Origin of the sequence: Burkholderia ubonensis subsp. mesacidophila, from assembly GCF_002097715.1 — a bacterium.
In the GTDB taxonomy this organism is placed as follows: Bacteria; Pseudomonadota; Gammaproteobacteria; order Burkholderiales; family Burkholderiaceae; genus Burkholderia; species Burkholderia mesacidophila.
Window position 1 is genome coordinate 2,924,337 of record NZ_CP020738.1, and the last position, 23,972, is coordinate 2,948,308.

Sequence of the window (23,972 nt, forward strand, 5' to 3'; positions counted from 1 at the left end):
ACGCGCGTGGGAAATGCCGCGCTTGCGCGCCGCGCGGCCGCTACTTCGAGATCGCTTCGAGCGCGATGCCCTTGGTGCGCGGCCCCATCAGCCCGATCACCGCCATCACGACCGCCATCGCGCCCGCGATGAACACGAACACGCCGGCGGTGCCGAAGCCCTTCAGCACGGCGGCGATCGCGAACGACGTGAAGATCGCCGAGAAGCGGCTCCACGAATAGACGAAGCCGACCGCGCGCGCACGGATCGCGGTCGGGAACAGTTCGGCCTGGTACGCGTGGAAGCTGTACGACATGATGTTGTTCGCGAGCGTGAGGCCGATGCCGAGCACGATCAGGAACGCGGCCACGGTCGTCTGGCTGAACAGCAGCCCGCAGACCACCGCCGCGCCCGCCATCGCGACGATCACCGACTTGCGCTCGAAGCGGTCAGCGATCAGGAGTCCGATCAACGGGCCGATCGGCGCGGCCAGCGCGATCACGCTCGAATACGCGAGGCTCGTCGTGATCGTGATGCCCTGCTTGATCAGCAGCGTCGGCACCCAGTTCGCGAAGCCGTAAAAGCCGACCGTCTGGAACACGTTGAAGATCGTCATCATGATCGTACGGTTGCGGTACGGCGGCACCCACATGTCCCCGAAGCTGCCGCGCGCAGGCACCGGCTGCGCGGGCGCGGGCGGCGGCAGCGGGCGGCCGTATTCGGCCTCGACCTTCGCCTCGAGCGCGCGCATCACGCGGTCCGCCTCGTCGAGCCGGCCCTGCTGCGCGAGCCAGCGCGGGCTTTCCGGCAGCGCGCGGCGGATCCACCAGACGAAGATCGCGCCGTGCGCGCCGATCAGCACGACCCAGCGCCAGCCGTCGAGGCCAAGCGGCGCGCGCGGCACGAGCAGGTACGCGAGGAACGCGACGACCGGCACCGCCACAAATCCGACCGCCTGCTCGCACGCGAACGCGCGGCCGCGGATCTGCTTCGGCACGAGCTCCGAGATGTACGTGCCGATCGTCACCATCTCGACGCCGAGCCCGAGGCCGACGACGAAGCGCCAGAAGTTCAGCCCGGCGGCGGTGTCCTGGAACGCCATCACGACATTCGCGGCCGTGTACCACAGCAGCGACCACGTGAAGATCGCACGGCGTCCGAAGCGATCGGCGAGAAAGCCGCACGCGATCGTGCCGATGAAGAGGCCCGCGAACAGCGCGGCGATGAAGCTCGCGACGCCGGTCGTGCCGAACAGCCCGTGCGTCGTCGCGGTCAGGACACCGCTCTTGACGAGGCCGGGCGCGACGTAGCCGCTGTACAGCAGGTCGTAGAGTTCGAAGAAGAAACCGAGGCTCAGCAGCACGACGAGCTTCCAGACGCTGCGGGTCGGCGGGAGGCGGTCGAGGCGGGCGGAGATCGTGCCGGCGTCGAGCGTGGCGTTCGGCGTCGCGGGCGCCCGTGGGGAAGTTTCCGTTGAAGCCATCGTGGGCGCGTCTCCTGATGTGGTCTTGTCGTTGGGCGGCCGTTGGGCGACCGTCACCGGGCCGTCATGCGAATCGGTTCCATTGTACCGGCCCCGACACGGCGGCGCCCCGCGCGGCAAACGCCCGCCGCCGGCCCGCCTGTTGTGTAAATTTCGTAACCATCTGTCGGCCGGCGCGCCGCCGCGCCATATGGCGGATCGGCCGCCGCGTCGCGCCGCGCAAGCGCGCCCCGCCAGTCTGCGCGCGGTGCAACAGCGCCGCCGCAGCACACCGTCAACCCATCGCGCCCCGCATGCGGCTATCCTCGGAAGATTCCTCGGCAGCGGCCGACGCCGGCGCACACCGGTAACATGCCGTCTGCCCAACCGTGACAACCCGTGGACGATCTGCCGACAGCGACCATGTCAGCAAATCGCAAGGATTCCATGCATATACAACACCTTTCCACTTTCGCACGCCGGGTCGCGCTGATCGCGCTGCTGGCCCTGATCCCGGCTGCCGCGGCGTCGGCGTTTCCGTCGCCGGCTTCCCAAGCCAGCGCGGCCACCGCCGACGGTGCATCCGCCCCGACGATTTCGTTGAGCGACGCGGTCGCCGAGCTCAAGCAGATGCAGGTGCAGCAGGACCGCATCAAGCAGCAGACCTCCACCACGACGAACAGCAAGGCGCTGGACTCGCTGGCCGACTCGACCCAGGCCTTGAGCGCCGCCGTCGACAGGCTGAGCGCGCAGCTGGTCCCGCAACGCGCGAAGATCCAGGCGCAGCTCGACGTGCTCGGGCCGCCGCCCGCGCCGGGCGCGGCGCCCGAGACCCCGGCCGTCGAGCAGCAGCGGGCGACGATGAACGCGCGCAGGGCGCAGATCGATGCGGCGCTGAAGCAGGCCGCCGACCAGAAGAGCAATCTCGCCAACCTGACCGACCAGTTCGCGAAGCTCAATCGCAGCCTGCTGAAGAACCAGCTCGTGCTGCGCTCGGGCAGCATCTTCGGCGCGCAATTCTGGCTGCCGCTGTTCCGGCTGCCGCCCGGCGACGCGCAGCGGCTCGGCGACTTCGACGAGCAGCTCGTCGCGATGCTGAAGTCGGCCTGGCAGCCGGAGCAGCGCTTCGTCACCACGCTGCTGCTGCTCGCCGCGCTGGCAGTCTGGATCGTGGGCCGGCGGCTCATCGAACGCTGGCTCGCGTGGTTCTGCGTGAACCGCCTGCCCGAAACCCGCCTGCGCCGCAGCGCGCTCGCGCTGTCGACCGCGGTCACGACGCTGCTGACCACGGGCATCGCCGTGCAGCTCCTCTATGTCGCGTTGGCGCGCCACTACGATCTCACGCCGACGCTCAGCGACCTGTGGGACGAATTCGGGAAGCTCGCGCTGACCTGCGCGCTGATCGCGGGCCTCGGCCGCGCGCTGCTGTGCACGCGTCATCCGTCGTGGCGGCTGCCCGCGCTCGCCGATCCGGTCGCCCGCGCGATGCGGCCGTTCCCGGGCGTGCTGGCCGGGCTGCTGCTCGTGTCCGGCACGATCGAGGAACTCAACCGGATCGTCGACACGAGCCTGTCGGTCACGCTGTTCGGCCGCGGCATCGTGGCGCTCGTCGTTACGCTCACCGTTGGCGCGTCGCTGCTGCGCGCGAACCGCGTGCGCAGCGCGCTCGCGGCGGCCGGCGAAGCGCCCGAGCAGCGCTCGACGCTCGCCGGGCTGATCCACGCCGGCGTGTCGCTCGCGATCGTCGTGTCGCTGCTCGCGCTGATGATCGGCTACATCACCGTCGCCCGCTTCATCACCTTCGAGCTGGTCTGGTTCGAGATCGTCCTGTGCAGCATCTACGTGCTGACGCAACTGACGCGCGACGCGTGCGCCACGCTGTTCAACGCGAACCTGTCGAGCGGCAGGCAGATCAAGAACCTGTTCGGGCTCGGCGACAAGCATCTCGAACAGGCGCAGACCGTGCTGTCGGGCCTCGGCACGAGCCTGCTGATGCTGTTCGCGGTGATCGCGCTGCTGACGGGCGGCTTCGGCACGACGCCGGGCGACCTGCTCGACAGCCTGGTCGCGGTGGTCGGCGGCCAGAAGCTGCAGAGCCTGAACATCATGCCGGACCGGATCATCAACGCCGTGATCGGCTTCGTGATCGGCCTCTACCTGCTGCGCTCCGTGCGGCGCTGGCTCGACAGCGAGTTCATGCCGGCGCTCGGCATGGACCCCGGCATGCGCGCGTCGCTCGTCACGCTGTTCAGCAACGTCGGCTATGCGCTGATCGTGCTGATGACGCTGGCGCTGCTCGGCGTGCGGTGGGACAAGCTCGCGTGGATCGTCAGCGCGCTGTCGGTCGGTATCGGCTTCGGCCTGCAGGAGATCGTGAAGAACTTCGTGTCGGGGCTGATCCTGCTGACCGAACGCCCGGTGAAGGTCGGCGACATGATCAGCATCAGCGGCGTCGAGGGCGACATCCGCCGGATCAACGTGCGCGCGACCGAGATCCAGCTCAGCGACCGCTCGACCGTGATCGTGCCGAACTCGCAGCTGATCTCGCAGAACCTGCGCAACGTGACGATGGGCAACAGCACGCAGGGCGTCGCGACGCTGGTGCTGACGTTCCCGCTGAACACCGATCCGGAGCAGGTGCGCGACCTGCTGCTCGACGCGTACCGCGAGCATCCGTCGATTCTGGAGAAGCCCGCGCCGTCGGTGACGTTCAGCCAGCTCACGCCGGACGGCATCACGCTGAGCGTGACGGGTTATGTCGCGAGCCCGCGGATCGCGGGGTCGACGAAGAGCGACCTGCTGTTCGAGATCCTGAAGCGGCTGCGCGCGTCGCAGATCGCGCTGTCGAGCCCGCGGATGCTGATGGTGCAGAACATGCCGGCGGCGGATGCTTAGGGCCTGTTCACGCTAATAACGGGCTTGCGAACGTGCCTTGCCGGCTGTAGTGCAAGGAGGGCGGAGCGCCGTTTGGCCGAGCCAAACAAGCGACGACCGACGCCGCAATACGGCCGGCAAGGCACGTTCCCCTGATATTTAAAATTCATTCGTGGGGCTGGCCGCCAGAAGGGCCGATCGCCGCGTCATCTCCTTGCGAATACGTTGAGTATTCGCTTCGTCGCATTCCTTGCGCTCGGCCCTTCTGGCGGCCAGCGCAAGCCCGTTATTAGCGTGAACAGGCCCTAACCCGGCACAAACGCGAAGGGCGTTTGCGATGACCGCAAACGCCCTTTTCTCGGTGCCCTCAATGCCGGCACATGCGCCGCCGCGCGGCGGCGCGCTGCATCACACGTCGAACTTCACGCCCTGCGCCAGCGGCAGCTCGCGGCTGTAGTTGATCGTGTTCGTCGCCCGGCGCATATACGCCTTCCACGCATCCGAACCCGACTCGCGCCCGCCGCCCGTCTCCTTCTCGCCGCCGAACGCGCCGCCGATCTCCGCGCCGCTCGTGCCGATGTTCACGTTGACGATCCCGCAATCGCTGCCCGCCGCCGACATGAACTGCTCGGCCTCGCGCATGTCGTTCGTGAAGATCGCCGACGACAGGCCCTGCGGCACCGCGTTGTGCACGTCGATCGCATCCGCGAAGTCGTCATACACCATCACGTAGAGAATCGGCGCGAACGTCTCGCGCTCGACCACCGCCGACTGCTTCGGCATCCGCACGATCGCCGGACGCACGTAGTACGCATCCGCATGACCGACGTCGACGCGCTCGCCGCCCTTCACCTCGCCGCCCTGCTCGCGCGCATCGGCCAGCGCCTTCTGCATTGCGTCGAACGACGCGCGGTCGACCAGCGGGCCGATGAGCGTGCCGGCTTCCAGCGGGCTGCCGACCGTCACCGACGCATAGGCCTTCTCGAGGCGCGGCAGCAGCTGATCGACGACGCTGCGGTGCACGAACAGGCGGCGCAGCGTCGTGCAGCGCTGGCCGGCCGTGCCGACCGCGGCAAACGTGACCGCGCGCACGACGAGATCGAGATCCGCGCTCGGCGCGACGATCATCCCGTTGTTGCCGCCGAGCTCGAGGATGCCGCGGCCGAGGCGCTGGCTCAGCACCTTCGCGACTTCCTGGCCCATCCGCACGCTGCCCGTCGCGCTGACGACCGGCACCTTCCTCGACGACGTCAGCACCTCGCCGACGTCGCGCATGCCGAGCACGAGCTGGCTCAGGCCTTCGGGCGCCACGCCCGGATGCGTCTTCTCGAACTCGCGCAGCGCCTTGCCGAGCAGCACATGGCAGGCGATCGCGGTGAGCGGGGTCTTTTCCGATGGCTTCCACACGACCGGATCGCCGCACACGAACGCGAGCGCCGCATTCCACGCCCACACCGCGACCGGGAAGTTGAATGCGGAGATCACGCCGCACACGCCGATCGGATGCCACGTCTCCATCATCCGGTGGCCCGGGCGCTCGGATGCGATCGTCAGGCCGTACAGCTGGCGCGACAGGCCGACCGCGAAATCGCAGATGTCGATCATTTCCTGCACTTCGCCGAGCCCTTCCGACGTGATCTTGCCGGCTTCGAGCGTGACGAGCCGGCCAAGCGCGGCCTTGTGCTCGCGCAGCACGTTGCCGAACACGCGCACCAGTTCGCCGCGAACCGGCGCGGGCACCGTGCGCCACTTGAGGAATGCCGCGTGCGCGGCGTCGATCTTGCGCTCGGCGTCTGCAGGGCTGTCGACGGCCAGCGTCGCGAGCGTCGCGCCGTCGAGCGGCGAGCGCGCGGTCAGCGCATTGCCTTTCCACTGGGCGAGATCAATGTCGAGCGCGGCAAGAATGTCGTTGAATTGCATCACTTCCTCTTCAGGGACAGATTGATCGGTGCGGCGGCTGCGCCGCCCGCGTGATTCGATTGGAGCGCGTTCGCGCGCCCTGTGCAAGCGGATGCGCGCCCGGCGGGCCCTGCGGCCGTCCGGCGGCCCGGCCGCGCCGCCGCGCGTCTCCTCAGGTCGCGGCGTGCGATCCATGGCCAGCATTGTCAATGGCCACAAGTCGGGCGGCTATTGATATTAACTCACGACTTCATTCCCAAAACGCATCACGGTGCCGGGTCCGGTCCAACCTTTCCCGGCCCCGGATCGGACAGGTCAGAAGCCCTGCGGCATGGCTGGCCGAGCGACCTCGGCGTACGCTGCGATGCGTCATCACTTGATGATGAGGACGCATCAACTAGTTCGGAAATATCGTTTGCCGCTTGCGCTTCGACCCCACACAATTTGACCAGCGTCAAGGCGTGCGGCACAGCACCCGACGCGCCGATGGCCGCCACGGCCCGCGTTGCCGGGCGCCGCCGGACCTCAGACGAAGTCGACATGCACCCCGGCCGGACACCCCGAGCCACGCGTGTCGACGCCGCCCGGCAGGCGGCGGGCGGACACGCCGCGCTTCGTCTCCCCAAAACAATCCGGAGACAGCGCCCAACACCCATGCGTCCAGATTCCCACCCCGATTCCACGCGAGCGTCCGGCTCGCGCGGGTCCCAGCCCCATCTCCACCGCAGCCTGCAGGCGCGCCACCTGCGCATGATCGCGATCGGCGGCTCGATCGGCACCGGCCTGTTCGTCGCGTCCGGCGCGTCGATCTCGCAGGCCGGCCCCGGCGGCGCGATGATCGCGTACATGGTGATCGGCCTGATGGTCTATTTCCTGATGACGAGCCTCGGCGAGATGGCGTCGTTCATGCCGGTGTCGGGTTCGTTCGCGACCTACGGCGCGAAATTCGTCGACGAAGGCTTCGGCTTCGCGCTCGGCTGGAACTACTGGTACAGCTGGGCCGTGACGCTCGCGGTCGAGCTGGTCGCCGCGCAGCTCGTGATGAACTACTGGTTCCCGCACGTGCCCGGGGTCTGGTGGAGCGCGCTGTTCCTCACGCTGATCTTCGCGCTCAACGCGTTGTCGGTGCGCGGCTTCGGCGAGGCCGAATACTGGTTCGCGCTGATCAAGGTGCTGACCGTGCTCGCGTTCATCGGCGTCGGCCTGCTGATGATCTTCGGCATCATGCAGGGCGGCCCGAGCACCGGCTGGGGCAACTTCACGATCGGCGACGCGCCGTTCGCGGGCGGCTGGGCGACGATGCTCGGCGTCGCGATGATCGCGGGCTTCTCGTTCCAGGGCACCGAGATGATCGGCGTCGCCGCCGGCGAATCGGAGAATCCGCGCACGACGATCCCGCGCGCGGTGAGCCAGATCTTCTGGCGCATCCTGCTGTTCTATGTGCTGGCAATCTTCGTGATCGGCCTGCTGATTCCTTACACCGACCCGAACCTGCTGAAGAGCGACGTCACCGACATCGGCGTGAGCCCGTTCACGCTGGTGTTCCGCCACGCGGGCCTCGCGTTCGCGGCGGGCGTGATGAACGCGGTGATCCTGACCGCGGTGCTGTCGGCCGGCAACTCGGGGATGTATGCGTCGACGCGGATGCTGTACAACCTCGCGGTCGAAGGCCGCGCGCCGAAGCTGTTCGCGAAGCTGTCGCCGGGCGGCGTGCCGCGCAACGCGCTGTACGCGACGACGGCCATCGGCGCGCTGTGCTTCCTGACCTCGCTGTACGGCGACAAGACGGTCTACATGTGGCTGCTGAACTCGTCGGGGATGGCGGGCTTCATCACGTGGCTCGGCATCGCGGTCAGCCATTACCGCTTCCGCAAGGGCTTCCTGAAGCAGGGCTACCGGCTCGACCAGCTGCCGTATCGCGCGAAGTGGTTTCCGTTCGGGCCGCTGTTCGCGTTCGTGCTGTGCGTCGTCGTCGCGCTCGGCCAGGACTACCAGGCGTTCTTCGCCGCCCGCATCGACTGGGTGAGCGTCGCCGCGACCTACATCGGGCTGCCGTTCTTCCTTGCGATCTGGCTCGGCTACGCGGTCGTGCGCAAATGCCGGCTCGTCCGCTATGAGGACATGGAGATCGCGCCCTGGGTCGAGCGCAATGCGGCGCCCGAACCGGCGCCTGCCGCCGCTCCCGCCTATCCGGCCTACGTCGCCGGGCCGGCGAACCCGACATCGGGCGCATGACCTGGCCCGCCGCGCCGGCTGCCGCATGACGATGGCGGCCGGCGCGGCGGCGTCCGCAATCGACGCGGCGCGCGCGTTCAGGCAAGATCGACGCGTGCCGTATGTGTTTCCGCCGTTCCTCCGTCATCGAATCGCATGCAGAATTTCTACGAAGCCACCGTTTCCCGCCAGCCCTATCCGCAACTGACCGACACCGTCGACACGCAGGTCTGCATCGTCGGCGGCGGCCTCGCCGGCCTGTGCACCGCGCTCGGACTCGTCGAGCGCGGCGTGCGCGACGTCGTCGTGCTCGACGGCGAACGGGTCGGCTACGGCGCGTCCGGCCGCAACGGCGGCTTCGTGTTCGGCGGCTACAGCCTCGACAACGCGGACCTGCTGCGCACGCTCGGCCGCGACGAAGGGCGCCGCCTGTACCGGCTGACCGTCGACGCGGTCGACCTGATCCGCGCGCGCATCGCGCGCTACGGCATCGACTGCGACATCGTCGACCGCGGCGTGATGCTCGCGAACTGGTTCGACGATCCGTCGCGGCTCGACGGGCTGCGCACGCTGATGAAGACCGAATTCAACGTCGACTGGGAGCCGGTCGCAACCGACGCGCTGCGCGCACGGCTGAAGACCGCGCGCTATCACGGCGGCCTGTTCGAGCCCAACGCGTTCCATTTCCATCCGCTCAAGTACGTGCTTGGCGTCGCCGCGGCCGCGGCGCGCGGCGGCGCGCGCATCTACGAACAGTCGGCCGCGCTCGGCATCGCCCGCGACGGCGCGGGGTACGTCGTGCGCACCGCTCACGGCGCGGTGCGCGCGAAGGACGTCGTGTTCGCGGGCGGCGGCTACGCGCGCGGCGTGTCGCCGCGCATCGAGCGCGCGGTGCTGCCGATCGCGACCTACGTGATCGCGACCGAGCCGCTCGGCGCGCGCCTTGCCGATGCGATCGACGCACCGTATGCGATCTACGACACGCGCTTCGCGTTCGACTACTACCGTCCGCTGCAGGACACGCGGATCCTGTGGGGCGGCCGGATCTCGGTGCTCGACCGCGGCCCGGACGCGATCGCGCGCCTGCTCAAGCGCGACCTCGCGCGCGTGTATCCGCAGCTCGCGGACGCGAAGGTCGACTACGCGTGGGGCGGGCTGATGAGCTACGCGCGGCACAAGATGCCGCAGATCGGCCGCGACGCCGACGGCGTCTGGCACGCGATCGCGTTCGGCGGGCACGGGATGGCGCCGACCACGGTCGCGGGCGAAACGCTCGCCGCCGCGCTGGCCGGCGAGCGGCCGGTGCCGGAAGGCTTCGCCGCGTTCGGCCTGACCCGCACGTTCGGGCTCGCGGGCCTCGCCGCCGCGCAGCTCACGTACACCGCGTACCAGGCGCGCGACGCGCTCGCGGCATATCGCCACTGAGCGCCACTGAGCGCCCGCCCGGCGGCCCGCCGGGCGCTGCCCGGCTTATTCGGACTAGAACGAAAGGTCGGCAAATCGGCGAATTTCCACATGCTAGAATGCCCTGTCCAAGCCGCCGTGAAGCCACAATAACGTCACATGAAAACAGGAAGCAGGGCCGCCACGTCCGACAGCCGCGCGGTTCCGTCCGATACGCGGCGCAAATACGATCCCGAGCAGACCAAGCGCAACATCCTCGACGTCGCCACGCAGGAGTTTTCCGCGATGGGGCTCGCCGGCGCGCGCGTCGACGCGATCGCCGAGCGCACGAACACCACGAAGCGGATGCTCTACTACTACTTCGAAAGCAAGGAAGGCCTGTACGAGGCCGTGCTGGAGAAGGTCTACGGCGACATCCGCGCGCTCGAGCAGGAGCTGCACGTCGGCGACATGGAGCCGCTCGAAGGCATGCGTCGGCTCGTCGAGTTCACGTTCGACTATCACGACAAGCATCGCGATTTCGTTCGCCTCGTGTCGATCGAGAACATCCACGGCGCGAAGTATCTCGAGCAGCTCAAGTCGTTCAAGAACCGCAACGTCAGCATCATCAAGACGCTCGAGGAACTGCTCGAGCGCGGCGCGGCGAGCGGCGCGTTCCGCCAGGACGTCGACGCGTTCGACCTGCACCTGCTGATCAGTTCGTTCTGCTTCCATCGCGTGTCGAACCGCTACACGTTCGGCGCCGCGTTCGGCCGCGATCCGTCGGCGCCGCGCCTGCGCGCGCGGCATCGCGACACGATCGCCGAGGCCGTGCTGCGCTACGTCGCCGCCGCGTAGCGACGCGCGTCAGCCCTTCGGCGCGGGCGCGGCCAGTGCGACCCGCGCCTTCTCCTCCGGGCTTCCCGCCACGAAATACTTCTTCGCCCAGCTCGAATCGGGCGCCAGCGCGAGCCGCGGATGCGGCGCCGCGCCGCGCGTCTTCGCATCGATAGCCAGCGCCCGCGCGCGGTAGTGCTCGTACAGCCGCAGGAATTCCGCCAGATAGATCGCCGCGATCCGCGCGTCGCGAATCTCGAGCAGGTTCTCGTCGTTGTATTGCTCGGAATTGCGGCTCATGTTCGCCGATCCGCTGTAGACGATCGGGTTCGCGCCTTCCGCATCGATCACGATGAACTTGTGATGGATCACGACCGGCGGATACGCGGGCGCGGGCTCGCCCGGAAACAGCCGCAGCTCCGGCTCGAAGCCTTGCGGCACCGTCGCCGGCGAAAAATACTGCGCGTCGATCACGTCGCGATGGTCGCGGCTGCGGTGGTACAGCTCGAGGTTCGCGAGCGTCGCCGCATCGAGCGTCTGGCCGTTCTGCTGCGCGGCATCCGCCTTCGTCGCGCTGCCGATGTTGATCCGGTTGACGAGCCCGAACATCATCAGCCCGCGGTCGCCGGCCGCGAAGCACGCATCGCGCAACGCGGCGTCGGTCGGCATGAACAGGCAGAACGCGACCGAATGCTGCGCTGCCTCGATCGCCGCGACGATCGTGTCGATCTGCGTGCGCTGCCCCGCCGGCTCGGGTGAGAACGACACCCGCACCTGCGCGTCGCCGACCGTCACCGGCTCCGACCAGCCCGGCGACAGCCGCGCCGTCTCGGCGATCGGCGGATTCGCGGCGAGCGCATGCGCGCGCGCGTTGTACAGCGCGGCGAGCGCCGGCGAATCGAACGTGTGCAGCACGTTCGCCTGCTCGGTCAGGCCTTCGGTCGTGAAGTTCGCCGAGCCCGTCAGCAGGCGCGCCGGCGCAGCGCTCCCCGGCGCGTCCGTCACGACGAACTTGTTGTGCATGATGTGCGTCCGGTCGCGCGGTGCGAGCGCCGCGAGCCCCTGCAGCGCGTCGACGGCCGGCTGGTTCGGCGACGGCAGCGGCGGCTGGCCCTTGCGCGCCGTCACGTGTGCGTCGTAGACGATCGCGAGCGCCGCGTCGCCATGCGCATGGCCGAACGCCTCGAACGCGGGCAGCGCCCACAGCGTGTCGGTCAGGTGATAGACGGCCGACACCGCGCGCGACGCGGGATCGAGCATCTGCGCGAACACCTGCTCCATGTCGTTCGCGAGCCACGTGCGCAGCTTCAGCGCCTGATCGGCGGCAGGCGCCTCGCCCGGCGCGAGATGCAGCGCCGCGACCTGCTTCGCGAACGCCTGCGAGCTGACCACCGCGCGGTTGAACCACGTGCCGACGCCGTCCTCGACGTGCGCGGGCAGCACGACGTCGCACGCGCCGCCTTCCGCGTCGAGCACCTTCAGGCTCGCCGGCGTGCCGACGACCGGATACACGTCGTAGCGGAATGCGCCGCCACGGTCCTGCGGGTCGATCCGCGCATCCCACCACATGAATTTCTGGATCGGCGCCTGGTCGGTCGGCGCGTCGCCCTGCGTATCGGCGGCCGGGCCGTCGAACGTCAGGCGGTTCGGCAGCCAGCTATACGGCGCGCGCGTCCTCCCGTCCGCCGACCAGAAGCCCGGCGTGCGCCGGATCGCGAAACCGAGGAAATCGGTTCGCGCCTGCGCGCCGGGCCAGTCGAAGGCCAGCAGCACCAACGTCGGGGAAAGATAACTGCGCACGCTCACGGACATCGTCGTTCTCCTTGGCTCCAGGGCGAACGGGTCAGTCTTCCGCGCAGTTTTGCCGTGGGGATGACACTTCGATGAATCTTGTGTGTCGCGCGCGTCAGTCGCAGACGAGCAGCTCGATGCCGCGCGCGACCAGCGTGCGGCGCACCGCCTTGTCGGGTGCGCGCTCGGTCACGAGATAGCGCGCCGCTTCGGTGCCGTTGATCCGCACCGGCGTCACGCGGCCGAACTTCGAATGGTCGGCGACGACGACCGCCGTCGCGGCTGCGGCGATCATGCGGCTGCGCACTTCGGCGGCGAGCCGCGAGTAGTCGGTGAATTCGCCGTCGGCCGTGATGCCGCCCGCGCCGACGAACGCGAAATCGACGTGGTATTGCGCGAGCTGCTGGATCGTGTCGAGCCCGAACGTCGCGTCCTCGTCGTCCGACAGCTCGCCGCCGAGCAGCGTCACGCGGTTGCCGTTGCGGCGCGCGAGCACCAACGCGGTGCGCCAGTCGTTCGTATAGACCGACAGCCGGTGCTTGTCGGCGAGCGCGAGCGCCACCGCGTGCGGCGTGCTGCCGGAATCGATCAGCACCGACGCGCCGTCGGGCACGAATTCGGCCGCGCGCCGCCCGATCGCGCGCTTCGCGTCGGCGTTGGCCGCCTCGCGCTCGGACAGGCTCGGCTCGCGGCGGTCCGCGGCCAGCGCGCCGCCATGCGTCATCACCAGCAGCCCGCGCGCCGCCAGCGCGTTCAGATCGCGCCGCACGGTCTCGCGCGACACGTCGAGCGAGCGCACCAGTTCCGCGACGGACAGCGCGCCCGACCTTCCAAGTTCCGACAGGATGAATTGGTGACGTTGTTCCGCCAGCATCTCGCGACGCGCCCGAGGCGACCAGTAAATGAGTAGCGCGCCATTGTAGTACGGTCGTTTGACGGCCGCGTGTAAGCCGGCCGGTCGATCCCGGGCGGAGAAATTCTGAATTGCCGACAGCGCGGGAATCGGCGCGGCGCGCATTGCTACACTTCGCAATTCGCCAAACGAATGACAAGGGGCTTGCGCGATGTATCGCAAAGGCATAGTGCTCGAAATCCAGTTTCCGCCCGAACGACTCAACGACGCCGCCGGCGATCCTTACTGGATCGACCTGACGCTCGACGAGGCGCGCCGCCTGCACCAGCAGCTCGCCGCGCGCTTCGCGACCGACACGAGCGCGAACCAGCCGCTCGACACTTTCTCGCTCGACTAACGACGCGCGGGCGACTGCAGGATTCGACAAGACGTCGGCGCCGCGCCGCCGGATACTGCCGGACTTCGTGATTCCATCCGGCCGTCCGCGGCCCGCCTTGCATGCCGACCTCGATTGTCGCCGCGGCCTTCGTCGCGCTCTGGTCCACCGGTTTCATCGTCGCGCGGGCGATCAAGCCCTACGCGGATCCCAACCTGTTCCTGCTCGCGCGCTTCGCGGGCACCGCCATGCTGTTCGGCGCGGTCGCGCTCGCCGCGCGCGCGCCGTGGCCGGCGCGCCGCGAATGGCCGCGCCACCTGATCGCCGGCGCGCTGCTGCAGGGCGTGTACCTCGGCGCGAGCTACTGGGCGGTCGCCCAGGGGCTGAACGCGGGCGTGATGGCGCTGCTCGGCGCGCTGCAGCCGCTCGCGACCGCCGTGCTCGCGGTGCCGCTGTTCAACGAACGGCTGCCCGCGCGCGGCTGGCTCGGGATGGCGCTCGGCCTCGCCGGCGTCGCGCTGGTGCTCGCGCCGAAGGTCGCGGGCGGCGTCGCATCGCCGCCCGGCGCGGCGCCGGCGTGGCTCGTCGTCGCGGTATCGGTGCTGTCGGTCGGCGCGATCACGGCCGGCTCGCTCTACCAGAAAGGGAAGCTCGCGCAGAGCGACCTGCGCACCGCCGTCGCGGTGCAGAACCTCGGCGCGGCGCTCGTCGCCGCCGTCTTCGCGGGGCTGCTGCACGAGACGCGCTGGACAAGCGCGCCCGCGCTGTGGGTGTCGCTCGTGTGGGGCGTCGTGTTCCTGTCGGGCGGCGCGGTCACGATGCTGATGTGGATGCTCCGGCGCGGCAACGCCGCGCGCGCGACGTCGCTGCTGTTCCTCGCGCCGCCGCTGGCCGCGCTGCAGGGCTACCTGCTGTTCGGCGAGACGCTTGCGGCCGTCCAGCTCGCCGGTTTCGGCGTGGCACTCGTCGGCGTCGTGCTTGCGCGGCGCTAGGTTCACCTTCCACGCAGCAAGGCGGGCCGCCGCGAATGCGCTTATGATGAGCGCCCTGCATCTTGTTCCGGAATCCTTCTTCCATGACCTCCGCCGATTACGCCAGCCGCCAACGCGCGATCATCGCCGAACTGAACGTCGCCCCGCATTTCGACGCCGATGCCGAAATCGCGCGCCGCGTCGACTTCCTCGCCCAGTACCTGCGCTCGACCGGGCTGCGGACCTACGTGCTCGGGATCAGCGGCGGCGTCGATTCGTCGACGGCCGGGCGGCTCGCGCAGCTCGCGGTCGAACGCCTGCGCGCGGAAGACTATGACGCGCGCTTCGTCGCGATGCGTTTGCCGAACGGCGTGCAGAACGATGAAGCCGACGCGCAGCGCGCGCTCGCGTTCGTCCGCGCGGACGAGGTGCTGACGGTCGACGTGAAACCGGCCGCCGACGCGATGCTCGCGTCGCTCGTGGCCGGCGGGCTGGCGTTCGCGGATCACGCGCAGCAGGACTTCGTGCACGGCAACATCAAGGCGCGCGAGCGCATGATCGCGCAGTATGCGGTGGCCGGCGCGCGGCGCGGGGTCGTGATCGGCACCGATCACGCGGCCGAATCGCTGATGGGGTTCTTCACGAAATTCGGCGACGGCGGCGCGGATATCCTGCCGCTCGCGGGCCTGAACAAGCGCCGCGTGCGCGCGGTGGCCCGCGCGCTCGGCGGCGAGGAGACGATCGTGATGAAGGTCCCGACCGCCGATCTCGAGGAGCTGCGGCCGCTGCGCCCCGACGAGCACGCATACGGCGTCAGCTACGACGAGATCGACGACTTCCTCGAAGGCAAGCCGGTCAGCGACCACGCATACGAAACCGTGCTGCGCTTCCACGACGGCTCGCGGCACAAGCGCGCGCTGCCGTACACGCCGTTCGACTGGCCCGCGCAGCGCGACTGACGGCGCGCGCCGGCGCGCAGCCCGGCGGGCGGCCTCGGTCGCCCGCACGGATCACGCATGCCCGGCCGCCTCGGGCGCCGTTTTCTTCGCCTGCAGCGCACGAATCCGCAGCTGCGCGCCGGTATCGGCGACCGTCTTGTCGTACATCGCCGCGAGATCGTGCTTGAGCGCGGTGCGCGAGCCGCCGTCGAGATACACCATGTGCCCCGACGGATAAAAGCGCGCCGACAGGTTCTGCCGCACCGTCGCATCTTCGAGCGGCATCTGCTGCAGGTCGAGCACGGTCTGGTAGAACGGCGTGACGAAATCGTAGAAGCCGTTCGCCGACAGCACCTTCAGGTCCACGTTGAGCGCCATCACCGCGGCGAGGTCGCCCGCCGTGTAGAGGATCACGTTGCCGTTCGCGTCGACGCCCTGCTGCGCGCCGGTCGGGTCGATGTGGCTGAAATCCCAGTTCTGGAACGCCTGGTCGTTCAGGTCGGTGAACGACGAGTTCGACGTGAACTTCAGCTGCTCGTTCAGGTAGCTGTTCCACATCGCCGTATAGACGCCGGACACGGCCGTCATCGTCGGATCGTTGCCGCCCGAATTCGGATCGATCTTGCCCGCGATGCCGGTCTCGATCCCCGTCACGCGGCCGTCGTACTCGCCGAGCGCCAGCCCGCGCGCGCGCAGCAGCGTGGTCAGGAACAGCGAATTGCCGCGCGCGTCGGCGCGGGCAATGTCGAGGCTCCACGACAGCAGCGTCGCCGTGTCGATCCCCGTGTAGTCGGCCAACTTCTGCACCACGGCCGGATCGGGATGCGGCAGCTTGCGCAGCGCGTCCAGGTAGTCGGTGCGCGCGAACTGCGCGACCTCCTCGACGAACGCGCCGAGGTCGGTCGGCGCCGGCGACACGCCGAGCCGCTGGTGATACCACGCGTCCGCCGCCGCGGTCGGCAGCGCGCCGACCGGGTTGCTTGCCTGCCGGTAGTCGAGGATCGACGACTGCAGCGTGACGCCGTTCAGGTCGACGCCGTCCTCGTGCAGCTTGTACGCGAGCACGCAGCTGCGCGCGGTGCCGTACGATTCGCCGAACAGGTATTTCGGCGAATTCCAGCGGTTGTTCTTCGTCAGGTAGCGCTTGATGAACTGCTTCAGCGAGTTCGCATCCTGGTCGACGCCCCAGAAATCGCGGTTCTTGCGCGGCGCGACCGCGGCCGAGTAGCCGGTGCCCACCGGGTTGATGAATACGAGGTCGCTGCGGTCGAGCAGGCTGTCCGGGTTGTCCTCCATCTGGAACGGCGCAGGCGGCGTGAAGCCCGGCATCGAGGCCTTGATGCGGCGCGGCGCGAACGAGCCGAGCAGCACGAATACCGCCGAGGAGCCCGGCCCGCCGTTATAGAAGAACGTGACGGGCCGCGCTTCCTCCTTCTGTCCGTCCTCGGTGAACGCGACGTAGAAAATCTTGGCGTCCGGCAGCGAACTGCTCGGATCGACCGTCACGAGATGCCCGGCCGTCGCGGTGTACGCGATGCGCCGCCCGCCGATCGTGACCGCGTGATGCGTGACGGCGGCCGCCTCGGTCGTGTCCGTCACCGAATCGTCCGGCCCGTTGCCATAGGCGACCGGATCGAAGAACGGCTGGTCGCGGCCGTGGCTCAGCGCGACCGGACTGATGGTCGGCGGCACGCCGTGCGAATTGTGATCGCCGTGATGCAGCGGAAACACGCCGCCGGAAGATGCGGAATCGTTGCCCATCGTGCTGCTCCTAGAAGTAAGGGGGGAAGCAGGAAACCAGCGACAACCGTGATGCGCGGCAACCGCCGCCGTCAGCTCGACGGCTTCGGCGGCAGGATCGCGGCCAGTTGCGCGCCGTTCGGGCTGCCGAGCCCCGTGCACGCGTCCCAGCCCGGCGCCGCCGCATACGCGCCGTTGCTGCCTTCGGTGATGTCGCGCAACGCGTCCGGATGCCTGTACAGCGTCGGGTTGATCCAGCCGACGGACGCGTTCGCCGCCGCGTTGATGCGCGCGATCAGCGCCGCCCACAGCGGCGACACCGCGCTCGTGCCGCCCATCACCGCCGGCGTGCCCGCGACCGAGATTTCGTAGCCGGTCTGCGGCGATGCGTCGCCCGCGACGTCCGGCACGCCGCGCTTCGCGAGCGGCGCGCGGCTGCCGTCGGCGAGCTTCGCGGCCAGCCCCTGCTGCCACACGGGCACGTCGAACAGCGTGCTGACGCCCCCGCCGCCCGAGCCGCCGCCCGACGCCTCGTCGTTCCACGTCACCTCGCGGCGGATGCCCTGCCCCGGCAACGCGTCGAGCTGCGTGCCGCCGCACGCGAGCACGTACGGGCTCGACGCGGGGAAATCGACGTGCTGCGCGCCGTCCTGCAACCCGTCGCCGGAGCCGCTGTCGCCCGACGCCGCGCATACGGTGACGCCCAGCGCGGCCGCCGACTGCAGCACGCGGTCGAACGCCTGCGCGGACTGCGCCTGCCAGGTCGCCTCGGGCCCGCCCCAGCTGATCGAGATCACCGACGGCCGGTTGGCCGTGTCGTGCACCGCCGCGTTCACGGCCTGGATGAAGCCGGCGTCGCTGTTCGGCGCGAAATAGACGGCGAGCTTCGCGGCGGGCGCGATCGCGCCCGCGATCTCGATGTCGAGCGCGACCTCGCCGTCCGGGCCGTTCGCCTCGCCGGTCGGTACATTGCGGCCGCTGCCGACGTTCACGTCGACGAGCGCCGGCGGCGTCGCGATGCCGAGCCCGCGGAAATACTGCTGGATGTCGGCCGCGCGATAGCCGCCGCCCAGCTCGATGATGGCGATGCACTGCCCCGCGCCGTCGCCGTCCGGAAAGCCGTACAGCGACGCGAGCTGCGGCGGCGTGAACGTGACGGCCGCGCCGCCGCGCGCGGGCCGGAACGGCGGCCGCAGCCGGAAGTGCGGCCGCGCCTGCGGCCGGCTGTCGAGGCCGAGCACCGCGGTGACCGCGTCGCCCAGCTCGTCGGGCAGCGCGATCGGGCCGGAGCGGCCGCGATACTGGCCGATCGACCGATGCTCGAAGCGCTCGAGCGTGACGCCGAACGCGGCCTCGAACTGCCTGATCGTGCCGGACAGCACGACGACGCTTTCCGCGGGATCGACCCGCACCACCGTCAGCTGATGGCGGTGCGCGAAGTCTTCGGTCTTGCGGATGTCGTCGGGATTGGCGGAAAAGCGCTGCGCGAACGCTTCGCGCGACAGCGGCTTCGCGGCCGCGTCGCCGCTCGCGAGCTGGTGAAGCAGTGCGTCGAGATGTGCTTCCTCCTGCCGCCGCAACATGATCGTGACGTGGATGCGCTCAGCCGGATCGCACGGGCCGAGGCACGTGGAATCGGCGACGATTCGGGGTTCACGGTCGGCGTGAAGGTGCCTTGCCATGTGTTGACCTCCTTGGTACCGCGTTGCACGGAACAGCCAGAAAATCGGATATGGCAGACGAAAGAAGGTTCCGTCCGGTTCGCCGCGCTCGCAGCAGCACGGCGACTTACCGGAAGTTTAGAACAAGTCTGATGAATCGCGGTTGCGGTAGGTCACTGCGGGCATGCACGAGGGGGGAGAAGGTCGCGAGGGTGGCGCGCGTCGCGGACGGCGGGTCCGCGACGCCGGTTCAGTCCATCGACAGGCGCAGCGCGAAACCGATCAGCGCCGCGGAGAAGGTCCAGCGCTGCACGGTCTGCGCGAGCGGATGCGCGCGCATCCACGCGGCGATCCGCGACGCGCCGAACACGCACGCGAGGTCGAAGCACACGCCCGCCGCCACCAGCAGCGCGCCGAGCTCGAACATCTGCCAGACGACGGGGCCCGCCTCGGGCCGCACGAACTGCGGCAGCAGCACCGAGCAGAACAGCAGCGCCTTCGGGTTCAGCAGGTTCGTCAGCAATCCCTTCACGAAGGCCTGGCGCAGTTCGCCCGCCGCGTCGGCGGCGCCGTCGCCGAGCGCGAACACCGGCGAGCGGAACACCTGGATCGCGACATACGCGAGATAGAGCGCGCCGCCGTAGCGGATCACTTCATAGAGCCACGGCGCGCTGCGGATCAGCGCCGCGACGCCGCACGCGGACAGCGTCACGTGCGCGGTGCGCGACAGTGACAGGCCGGCCGCCGCGGCCATGCCCGGTCGCACGCCGCGCCCGATGCTGGTCTGCAGCACGAGCGCCATGTCCGGCCCCGGCACCGCGTAGATTGCCGCCAGCGCGGCCAGGTAGATCAACAGCAAATGCGTGGAAATCATGGTCTGCCCCGTCCATCGATGACGATATGGTGCCGCCAACGGATGAGGGATTATTGGCCTTATTCGGTCTCCATCTGTCCATGCAGAGCGGATTCCCCCAAAATTACCCAAACACACCACGGATTCCACCCATATGACGGATCTCGACAAAACCGACCGCGCAATCCTTGCCGCGGTGCAGCGCGACGGCCGCCTGCCGATCGCGCGCCTCGCCGACAGCGTCGGCCTGTCCGAAACGCCGTGCGCGCGGCGGCTCAAGCGCCTCGAAAGCGACGGCTACATCGAGCGCTATCGCGCGCAGCTCTCGCGCAAGGCGCTCGGTTTCGGCGTCGTCGCGTTCGTGCTGGTGCGATTCGCGACGCACGACCGCAAGGTCGCGGACCGGTTCGAACGGGAGGTGCTCGGGATCGAGCGGATCCTGTCGTGCCACAACGTGTCGGGCACCGCCGATTACCTGCTGCAGGTCGTCGCGCGCGATCTCGACGACTACGGCACGTTCCTGCGCGAATCGCTGCGGACGCTGCCCGGCGTGACGTCGATCGAATCGGCGCTGTCGCTGCGCGAGGTCAAGCGCGAGGGGGGCTTCCCGGTGCCGTGAGCCTGCGTCCGCTCACGCGTCGGGCGGCTGGTGCGCGTGCTCGAGATCCTCGAGAAACGCCTGCACCAGCGGATTGCCGCGCGCATTGCGCGCGACCACCATGTGGAACGTGACGTCGTAGTGCAGCCGCTCCGGGTTAAGCGGCGCGAGCATTCCCTGCGCGACGTACGGCGCCGCGAAGTGCTGCGGCAGATAGCCGAGATGGTGGCCTGACAGGATCAGCAGCGCGACCGCCTCCATGTTGTCGGCGGTCGCGGTCACGCGGTCGGGCGTCGTCGACATCTGCGCCTCGGGCAGCGGGTACGAGCGCCACGCCCATTCGAAGCCGGCCACGTCGGCCGGCTTCAGCGCGCCGGCGCGCGCGAACAGCGGATGGCCGCGGCCGCAGTACGCGACCTGCCGCTCGATGAAGAGCGGCGTGTAGTGCAGCGACGGCACCCGGTGCCAGAAATAGCCGACCGCGATCTGGATCTCGTCGCTCAGCAGCTTTTCCTCGAGATCGCCCGGCGCCCGTACCGAGATCGAGAAGCGCACCGCCTCGTCGCGCGTGCGGAACGCAGCGATCGCCTCGGCGATCCGCGCGTTCTGGCTGATCGGCGTATGGCCTATCAGGCCGATGTTCAGCGTGCCGACCAGTTGCCGGTCCATGTGCCGCGCCGCCATCCCGAATTCGTCGAGCGCCGTCAGCAGCTTGCGGCTCATCGCATGGAAGCGCTCGCCCTTCGGCGTGAGCCGGAAGCCGCCGCGGCCCCGCTCGCAGAGCCGGTAGCCGAGCCGGGTCTCGAGCGACGACAGCTGCGCGCTGATCGTCGATTGCCCGACGTTCAGCACCGTCTGCGCGGCCGATACGCCGCCGGCGTCGGTGACCGCGAGAAACACGCGGATCAGCCGCAGATCGAGAGTCGACAGATTGCCCAGCACGCCATTCCCCTTCGATACATCGATTGATATCGATGTTTACGTCGATATCTTCGCATTCTTCTTTGGAGCCGGAGCGCGTACAACTGTGCGCCAGGCCGCGTCGCATGATACGGCACCCCCACACTGGAAGAGACGCACGATGAACGACCATACCCATTTCCAGCCGCTCGGCGGCAATGAAATGCCGCGCTGCGGCGGCATCGCGACGATGATGCGCCTGCCGCACGTGCCGAGCGCCGAAGGCCTCGACGCGTGCTTCGTCGGCGTGCCGTTCGATCTCGGCACGTCGAACCGCACCGGCGCGCGCTTCGGCCCGCGCCAGATCCGCACCGAATCCGTGCTGCTGCGCCCGTACAACATGGCGACGCGCGCCGCGCCGTTCGACTCGCTGCAGGTCGCGGACATCGGCGACGTGGCGATCAATCCTTACAATCTGCACGATTCCATCGCCCGTATCGAAGTCGAATACGACGCGATCCTGAAGCACGGCTGCAAGCCGATCACGCTGGGCGGCGACCACACGATCGCGCTGCCGATCCTGCGCGCGATCCACCGCAAGCACGGCAAGGTTGCATTGATTCACGTCGATGCACATGCGGACGTGAACGATACGATGATGGGCGAGAAGATCGCGCACGGCACGCCGTTCCGCCGCGCGGTCGAGGAAGGCCTGCTGCACGGCGACAAGGTCACGCAGATCGGCCTGCGCGGCACCGGCTACGCCGCCGAGGACTTCGACTGGTGCCGCGAGCAGGGCTTCCGGGTCGTCCAGGCCGAGGCATGCTGGAACAAGTCGCTTGCGCCGCTGATGGACGAAGTGCGCGAGCGGATCGGCGACACGCCTGTCTACATCAGCTTCGACATCGACGGCATCGACCCGGCCTACGCGCCCGGCACCGGCACCCCGGAAATCGCGGGCCTGACGGTGCCGCAAGCGCTCGAGATCATCCGCGGCGCGAAGGGGCTGAACATCGTCGGCTGCGATCTCGTCGAAGTCGCGCCGCCGTACGACCCGTTCGGCACCACGGCGCTGCTCGGCGCGAACCTCGCGTACGAGCTGCTGTGCGTGCTGCCGGGCGTCAAGTACCGCGACTGATCCGGACAGAACAAAACGACATATTCCAATCCAGAGGATTCGAGAGGAGCCAATAAAAGATGGGGACTTCCGTCAAGCAACCGAAGCGGGCGGCGCTCGCATCGTTCGTCGGCACGACGATCGAGTGGTACGACTTCTATAGCTACGCGACCGCCGCCGCCATCGTGTTCGGGCCGCTGTTCTTTCCCGGCGAGAACCGCTTCATCAGCCTGCTCGCTTCGTTCGGCTCGTTCGCGGTCGGCTTCTTCGCGCGGCCGCTCGGCGGCGTGATGTTCGGCTATCTCGGCGACCGCTTCGGCCGCAAGCGTTCGCTGCTCGCGACGCTGATGCTGATGGCCGTGTCGACGGTCGCCATCGGCCTGTTGCCGACCTACGCGCAGGCCGGCGCGGTCGCGCCGATCCTGCTCGTGCTGATGCGCGTGCTGCAGGGCATCGCGGTCGGCGGCGAATGGGGCGGCGCGGTGCTGCTCGCCGGCGAGCATGCGCCGGAAGGCAAGCGCACGTTCTTCGCGTCGTTCGCGCAGCTCGGCAGCGCGAGCGGCCTGATCCTGTCGATGCTCGCGTTCGGCGCGATCAGCACGCTGTCGAAGGACGACCTGATGAGCTGGGGCTGGCGCGTGCCGTTCCTCGCGAGCTCGGTGCTGCTGGCGGTCGGCTTCGTGATCCGCGCGAGCGTGTCCGAGTCCCCCGAGTTCGAGGAAGTCAGGAAGAGCGGCAACACCGCGCAGAACCCGGTGCGCGAAGCGCTCAAGTACTGGCCGCTGCTGCTGCTCGCGATCGGCGCGAACGTGTACGGGATCGCCGGCGTGTATTTCAGCAACATCTTCATGATCAGTTATGCGACGCAGTTCCTGTCGCTCGACCGGTCGATGGTGCTGCAATGCATGACGCTCGTTGCCGTGCTGCAGTTCGTCGTGCAGCTCGCGGCGGCGTTCCTCGCGCAGCGCTTCGGCACCACGCGCGTGCTGCTGATCACCGGCGCATGGGCCGCCGTCGTGCCGTTCGTGATGCTGCCGCTCGTGCACGCGGGCACGCCGCTGTCGATCACGGTCGGCGTCGGCCTCGCGACACTCGCGGAGTCGGGCTACTACTCGGTGGTCGCGGGCTTCGTCAGCGGCATCTTCATCGCGCGCATCCGCTATACGGCGATCTCGATCGCGTACCAGGTGTGCGGCGCGCTCGCGGGCGGCCTCACGCCGCTCGTCGCGACCGTGATCGCACAGAACACCGCGCCGCAATGGTGGCCGCTTGCGCTCCAGTACACGAGCGCCGCGATCCTGTCGTCGGTGTGCGTGTGGCTGATCGCGCGGCGCGTCGGCACCGACGATGCGGGCTCACCGCGTGAAGCGCTGCCGCGCGGGGCACGCACCGCGTAGAGCGGCGCCCTTTCGACAACGGGCGGCCTTCCAGGCCACCCTCCCCCACGTACCATCATTCATCGCCTGCTGCGACGCTGTCGCGGCAGGCCCGCGCACGCCCCGGCATGGTGGTCGCGCGCCAGGAGA

18 protein-coding genes are annotated in these 23,972 nt (G+C 69.0%); 10 read left to right on the forward strand and 8 right to left on the reverse strand.

Translation table 11 applies throughout. The features are described from left to right. Positions 1 to 40: 40 nt before the first annotated feature. Positions 41 to 1,462 carry an MFS transporter gene (locus tag B7P44_RS30690; RefSeq protein WP_084909589.1) on the reverse strand — a complete coding sequence of 474 codons (1,422 nt, stop codon included), beginning with the start codon at positions 1,460 to 1,462 and terminating at the stop codon, positions 41 to 43. A gap of 426 nt (positions 1,463 to 1,888) precedes the next feature. On the opposite strand from B7P44_RS30690, the gene B7P44_RS30695 reads away from it, so the two are divergent. Continuing rightward, positions 1,889 to 4,336 (forward strand): mechanosensitive ion channel family protein, encoded by a 2,448-nt coding sequence (locus tag B7P44_RS30695; RefSeq protein ID WP_084909590.1) that lies wholly within the window; start codon positions 1,889 to 1,891, stop codon positions 4,334 to 4,336. A gap of 387 nt (positions 4,337 to 4,723) precedes the next feature. On the opposite strand, the gene amaB is transcribed toward B7P44_RS30695, so the two are convergent. Beyond that, the gene (gene amaB / locus B7P44_RS30700; protein WP_084909591.1) at positions 4,724 to 6,235 is read right to left on the reverse strand and encodes an L-piperidine-6-carboxylate dehydrogenase; all 1,512 of its coding nucleotides are present in this window, start codon (positions 6,233 to 6,235) and stop codon (positions 4,724 to 4,726) included. A 633-nt stretch (positions 6,236 to 6,868) separates the two neighbouring features. On the opposite strand from amaB, the gene B7P44_RS30705 reads away from it, so the two are divergent. The 3 genes from B7P44_RS30705 (at position 6,869) to B7P44_RS30715 (ending at position 10,669) form a co-directional block, all read left to right on the forward strand. Further along, positions 6,869 to 8,449 (forward strand): amino acid permease, encoded by a 1,581-nt coding sequence (locus B7P44_RS30705; protein ID WP_084909592.1) that lies wholly within the window; start codon positions 6,869 to 6,871, stop codon positions 8,447 to 8,449. Positions 8,450 to 8,584: 135 nt separating this feature from the next. Then, positions 8,585 to 9,853 (forward strand): NAD(P)/FAD-dependent oxidoreductase, encoded by a 1,269-nt coding sequence (locus tag B7P44_RS30710; protein WP_084909593.1) that lies wholly within the window; start codon positions 8,585 to 8,587, stop codon positions 9,851 to 9,853. A 138-nt stretch (positions 9,854 to 9,991) separates the two neighbouring features. Further along, the gene (locus tag B7P44_RS30715) at positions 9,992 to 10,669 is read left to right on the forward strand and encodes a TetR/AcrR family transcriptional regulator (protein ID WP_084909594.1); all 678 of its coding nucleotides are present in this window, start codon (positions 9,992 to 9,994) and stop codon (positions 10,667 to 10,669) included. Between the two features lie 9 nt (positions 10,670 to 10,678). On the opposite strand, the gene B7P44_RS30720 is transcribed toward B7P44_RS30715, so the two are convergent. Then, complete coding sequence (locus B7P44_RS30720; RefSeq protein ID WP_084909595.1) at positions 10,679 to 12,460, reverse strand: phospholipase D-like domain-containing protein; 1,782 nt, start codon at positions 12,458 to 12,460, stop codon at positions 10,679 to 10,681. Positions 12,461 to 12,554: 94 nt separating this feature from the next. Beyond that, a complete protein-coding gene (locus B7P44_RS30725; protein WP_084909596.1) occupies positions 12,555 to 13,313 on the reverse strand; it encodes a DeoR/GlpR family DNA-binding transcription regulator in 759 nt (252 codons plus the stop codon). Positions 13,314 to 13,503: 190 nt separating this feature from the next. On the opposite strand from B7P44_RS30725, the gene B7P44_RS30730 reads away from it, so the two are divergent. From B7P44_RS30730 to nadE, 3 genes are all read left to right on the forward strand, one after another. Beyond that, positions 13,504 to 13,689, forward strand: coding sequence for a hypothetical protein (locus B7P44_RS30730; protein WP_084909597.1), 186 nt, complete (start codon positions 13,504 to 13,506; stop codon positions 13,687 to 13,689). Positions 13,690 to 13,790: 101 nt separating this feature from the next. Then, positions 13,791 to 14,660 (forward strand): DMT family transporter, encoded by an 870-nt coding sequence (locus tag B7P44_RS30735; protein WP_084909598.1) that lies wholly within the window; start codon positions 13,791 to 13,793, stop codon positions 14,658 to 14,660. 83 nt (positions 14,661 to 14,743) lie between these two features. Continuing rightward, positions 14,744 to 15,598, forward strand: a complete 855-nt coding sequence (nadE, locus tag B7P44_RS30740; protein WP_084909599.1) for an NAD(+) synthase — start codon at positions 14,744 to 14,746, stop codon at positions 15,596 to 15,598. 51 nt (positions 15,599 to 15,649) lie between these two features. On the opposite strand, the gene B7P44_RS30745 is transcribed toward nadE, so the two are convergent. The 3 genes from B7P44_RS30745 to B7P44_RS30755 form a co-directional block, all read right to left on the reverse strand. Continuing rightward, positions 15,650 to 17,338: a S10 family peptidase gene (locus B7P44_RS30745; RefSeq protein ID WP_084909600.1), complete on the reverse strand. Its 1,689-nt coding sequence runs from the start codon at positions 17,336 to 17,338 to the stop codon at positions 15,650 to 15,652. Between the two features lie 71 nt (positions 17,339 to 17,409). Continuing rightward, positions 17,410 to 18,999 (reverse strand): S53 family peptidase, encoded by a 1,590-nt coding sequence (locus tag B7P44_RS30750; protein WP_084909601.1) that lies wholly within the window; start codon positions 18,997 to 18,999, stop codon positions 17,410 to 17,412. A gap of 229 nt (positions 19,000 to 19,228) precedes the next feature. Beyond that, positions 19,229 to 19,852 (reverse strand): LysE family translocator, encoded by a 624-nt coding sequence (locus B7P44_RS30755; protein ID WP_084909602.1) that lies wholly within the window; start codon positions 19,850 to 19,852, stop codon positions 19,229 to 19,231. Between the two features lie 133 nt (positions 19,853 to 19,985). Here B7P44_RS30755 and B7P44_RS30760 point away from each other — a divergent pair, with 133 nt between their 5' ends. Then, positions 19,986 to 20,450, forward strand: coding sequence for an Lrp/AsnC family transcriptional regulator (locus B7P44_RS30760; RefSeq protein ID WP_084909603.1), 465 nt, complete (start codon positions 19,986 to 19,988; stop codon positions 20,448 to 20,450). 12 nt (positions 20,451 to 20,462) lie between these two features. On the opposite strand, the gene B7P44_RS30765 is transcribed toward B7P44_RS30760, so the two are convergent. Next, a complete protein-coding gene (locus B7P44_RS30765) occupies positions 20,463 to 21,371 on the reverse strand; it encodes a LysR family transcriptional regulator (protein ID WP_084909604.1) in 909 nt (302 codons plus the stop codon). 139 nt (positions 21,372 to 21,510) lie between these two features. On the opposite strand from B7P44_RS30765, the gene speB reads away from it, so the two are divergent. Together speB and B7P44_RS30775 are read left to right on the forward strand one after the other, a co-directional pair. Continuing rightward, positions 21,511 to 22,467 carry an agmatinase gene (gene speB / locus B7P44_RS30770; protein ID WP_084909605.1) on the forward strand — a complete coding sequence of 319 codons (957 nt, stop codon included), beginning with the start codon at positions 21,511 to 21,513 and terminating at the stop codon, positions 22,465 to 22,467. Positions 22,468 to 22,526: 59 nt separating this feature from the next. Beyond that, positions 22,527 to 23,843 (forward strand): MFS transporter, encoded by a 1,317-nt coding sequence (locus B7P44_RS30775; RefSeq protein ID WP_084909606.1) that lies wholly within the window; start codon positions 22,527 to 22,529, stop codon positions 23,841 to 23,843. Positions 23,844 to 23,972 lie beyond the last annotated feature (129 nt).

Coding starts and splice junctions, on each gene's coding strand:
- B7P44_RS30750 (WP_084909601.1), bottom strand. CDS start 18,999: ATGGCAAGGCACCTTCACGCCGACCGTGAACCCCGAATCGTCGCCGAT.
- amaB (WP_084909591.1), bottom strand. CDS start 6,235: ATGCAATTCAACGACATTCTTGCCGCGCTCGACATTGATCTCGCCCAG.
- B7P44_RS30690 (WP_084909589.1), bottom strand. CDS start 1,462: ATGGCTTCAACGGAAACTTCCCCACGGGCGCCCGCGACGCCGAACGCC.
- B7P44_RS30710 (WP_084909593.1), top strand. CDS start 8,585: ATGCAGAATTTCTACGAAGCCACCGTTTCCCGCCAGCCCTATCCGCAA.
- nadE (WP_084909599.1), top strand. CDS start 14,744: ATGACCTCCGCCGATTACGCCAGCCGCCAACGCGCGATCATCGCCGAA.
- B7P44_RS30755 (WP_084909602.1), bottom strand. CDS start 19,852: ATGATTTCCACGCATTTGCTGTTGATCTACCTGGCCGCGCTGGCGGCA.
- B7P44_RS30705 (WP_084909592.1), top strand. CDS start 6,869: ATGCGTCCAGATTCCCACCCCGATTCCACGCGAGCGTCCGGCTCGCGC.
- B7P44_RS30730 (WP_084909597.1), top strand. CDS start 13,504: ATGTATCGCAAAGGCATAGTGCTCGAAATCCAGTTTCCGCCCGAACGA.
- B7P44_RS30735 (WP_084909598.1), top strand. CDS start 13,791: ATGCCGACCTCGATTGTCGCCGCGGCCTTCGTCGCGCTCTGGTCCACC.
- B7P44_RS30695 (WP_084909590.1), top strand. CDS start 1,889: ATGCATATACAACACCTTTCCACTTTCGCACGCCGGGTCGCGCTGATC.
- B7P44_RS30720 (WP_084909595.1), bottom strand. CDS start 12,460: ATGTCCGTGAGCGTGCGCAGTTATCTTTCCCCGACGTTGGTGCTGCTG.
- B7P44_RS30760 (WP_084909603.1), top strand. CDS start 19,986: ATGACGGATCTCGACAAAACCGACCGCGCAATCCTTGCCGCGGTGCAG.
- B7P44_RS30715 (WP_084909594.1), top strand. CDS start 9,992: ATGAAAACAGGAAGCAGGGCCGCCACGTCCGACAGCCGCGCGGTTCCG.
- speB (WP_084909605.1), top strand. CDS start 21,511: ATGAACGACCATACCCATTTCCAGCCGCTCGGCGGCAATGAAATGCCG.
- B7P44_RS30725 (WP_084909596.1), bottom strand. CDS start 13,313: ATGCTGGCGGAACAACGTCACCAATTCATCCTGTCGGAACTTGGAAGG.
- B7P44_RS30775 (WP_084909606.1), top strand. CDS start 22,527: ATGGGGACTTCCGTCAAGCAACCGAAGCGGGCGGCGCTCGCATCGTTC.
- B7P44_RS30745 (WP_084909600.1), bottom strand. CDS start 17,338: ATGGGCAACGATTCCGCATCTTCCGGCGGCGTGTTTCCGCTGCATCAC.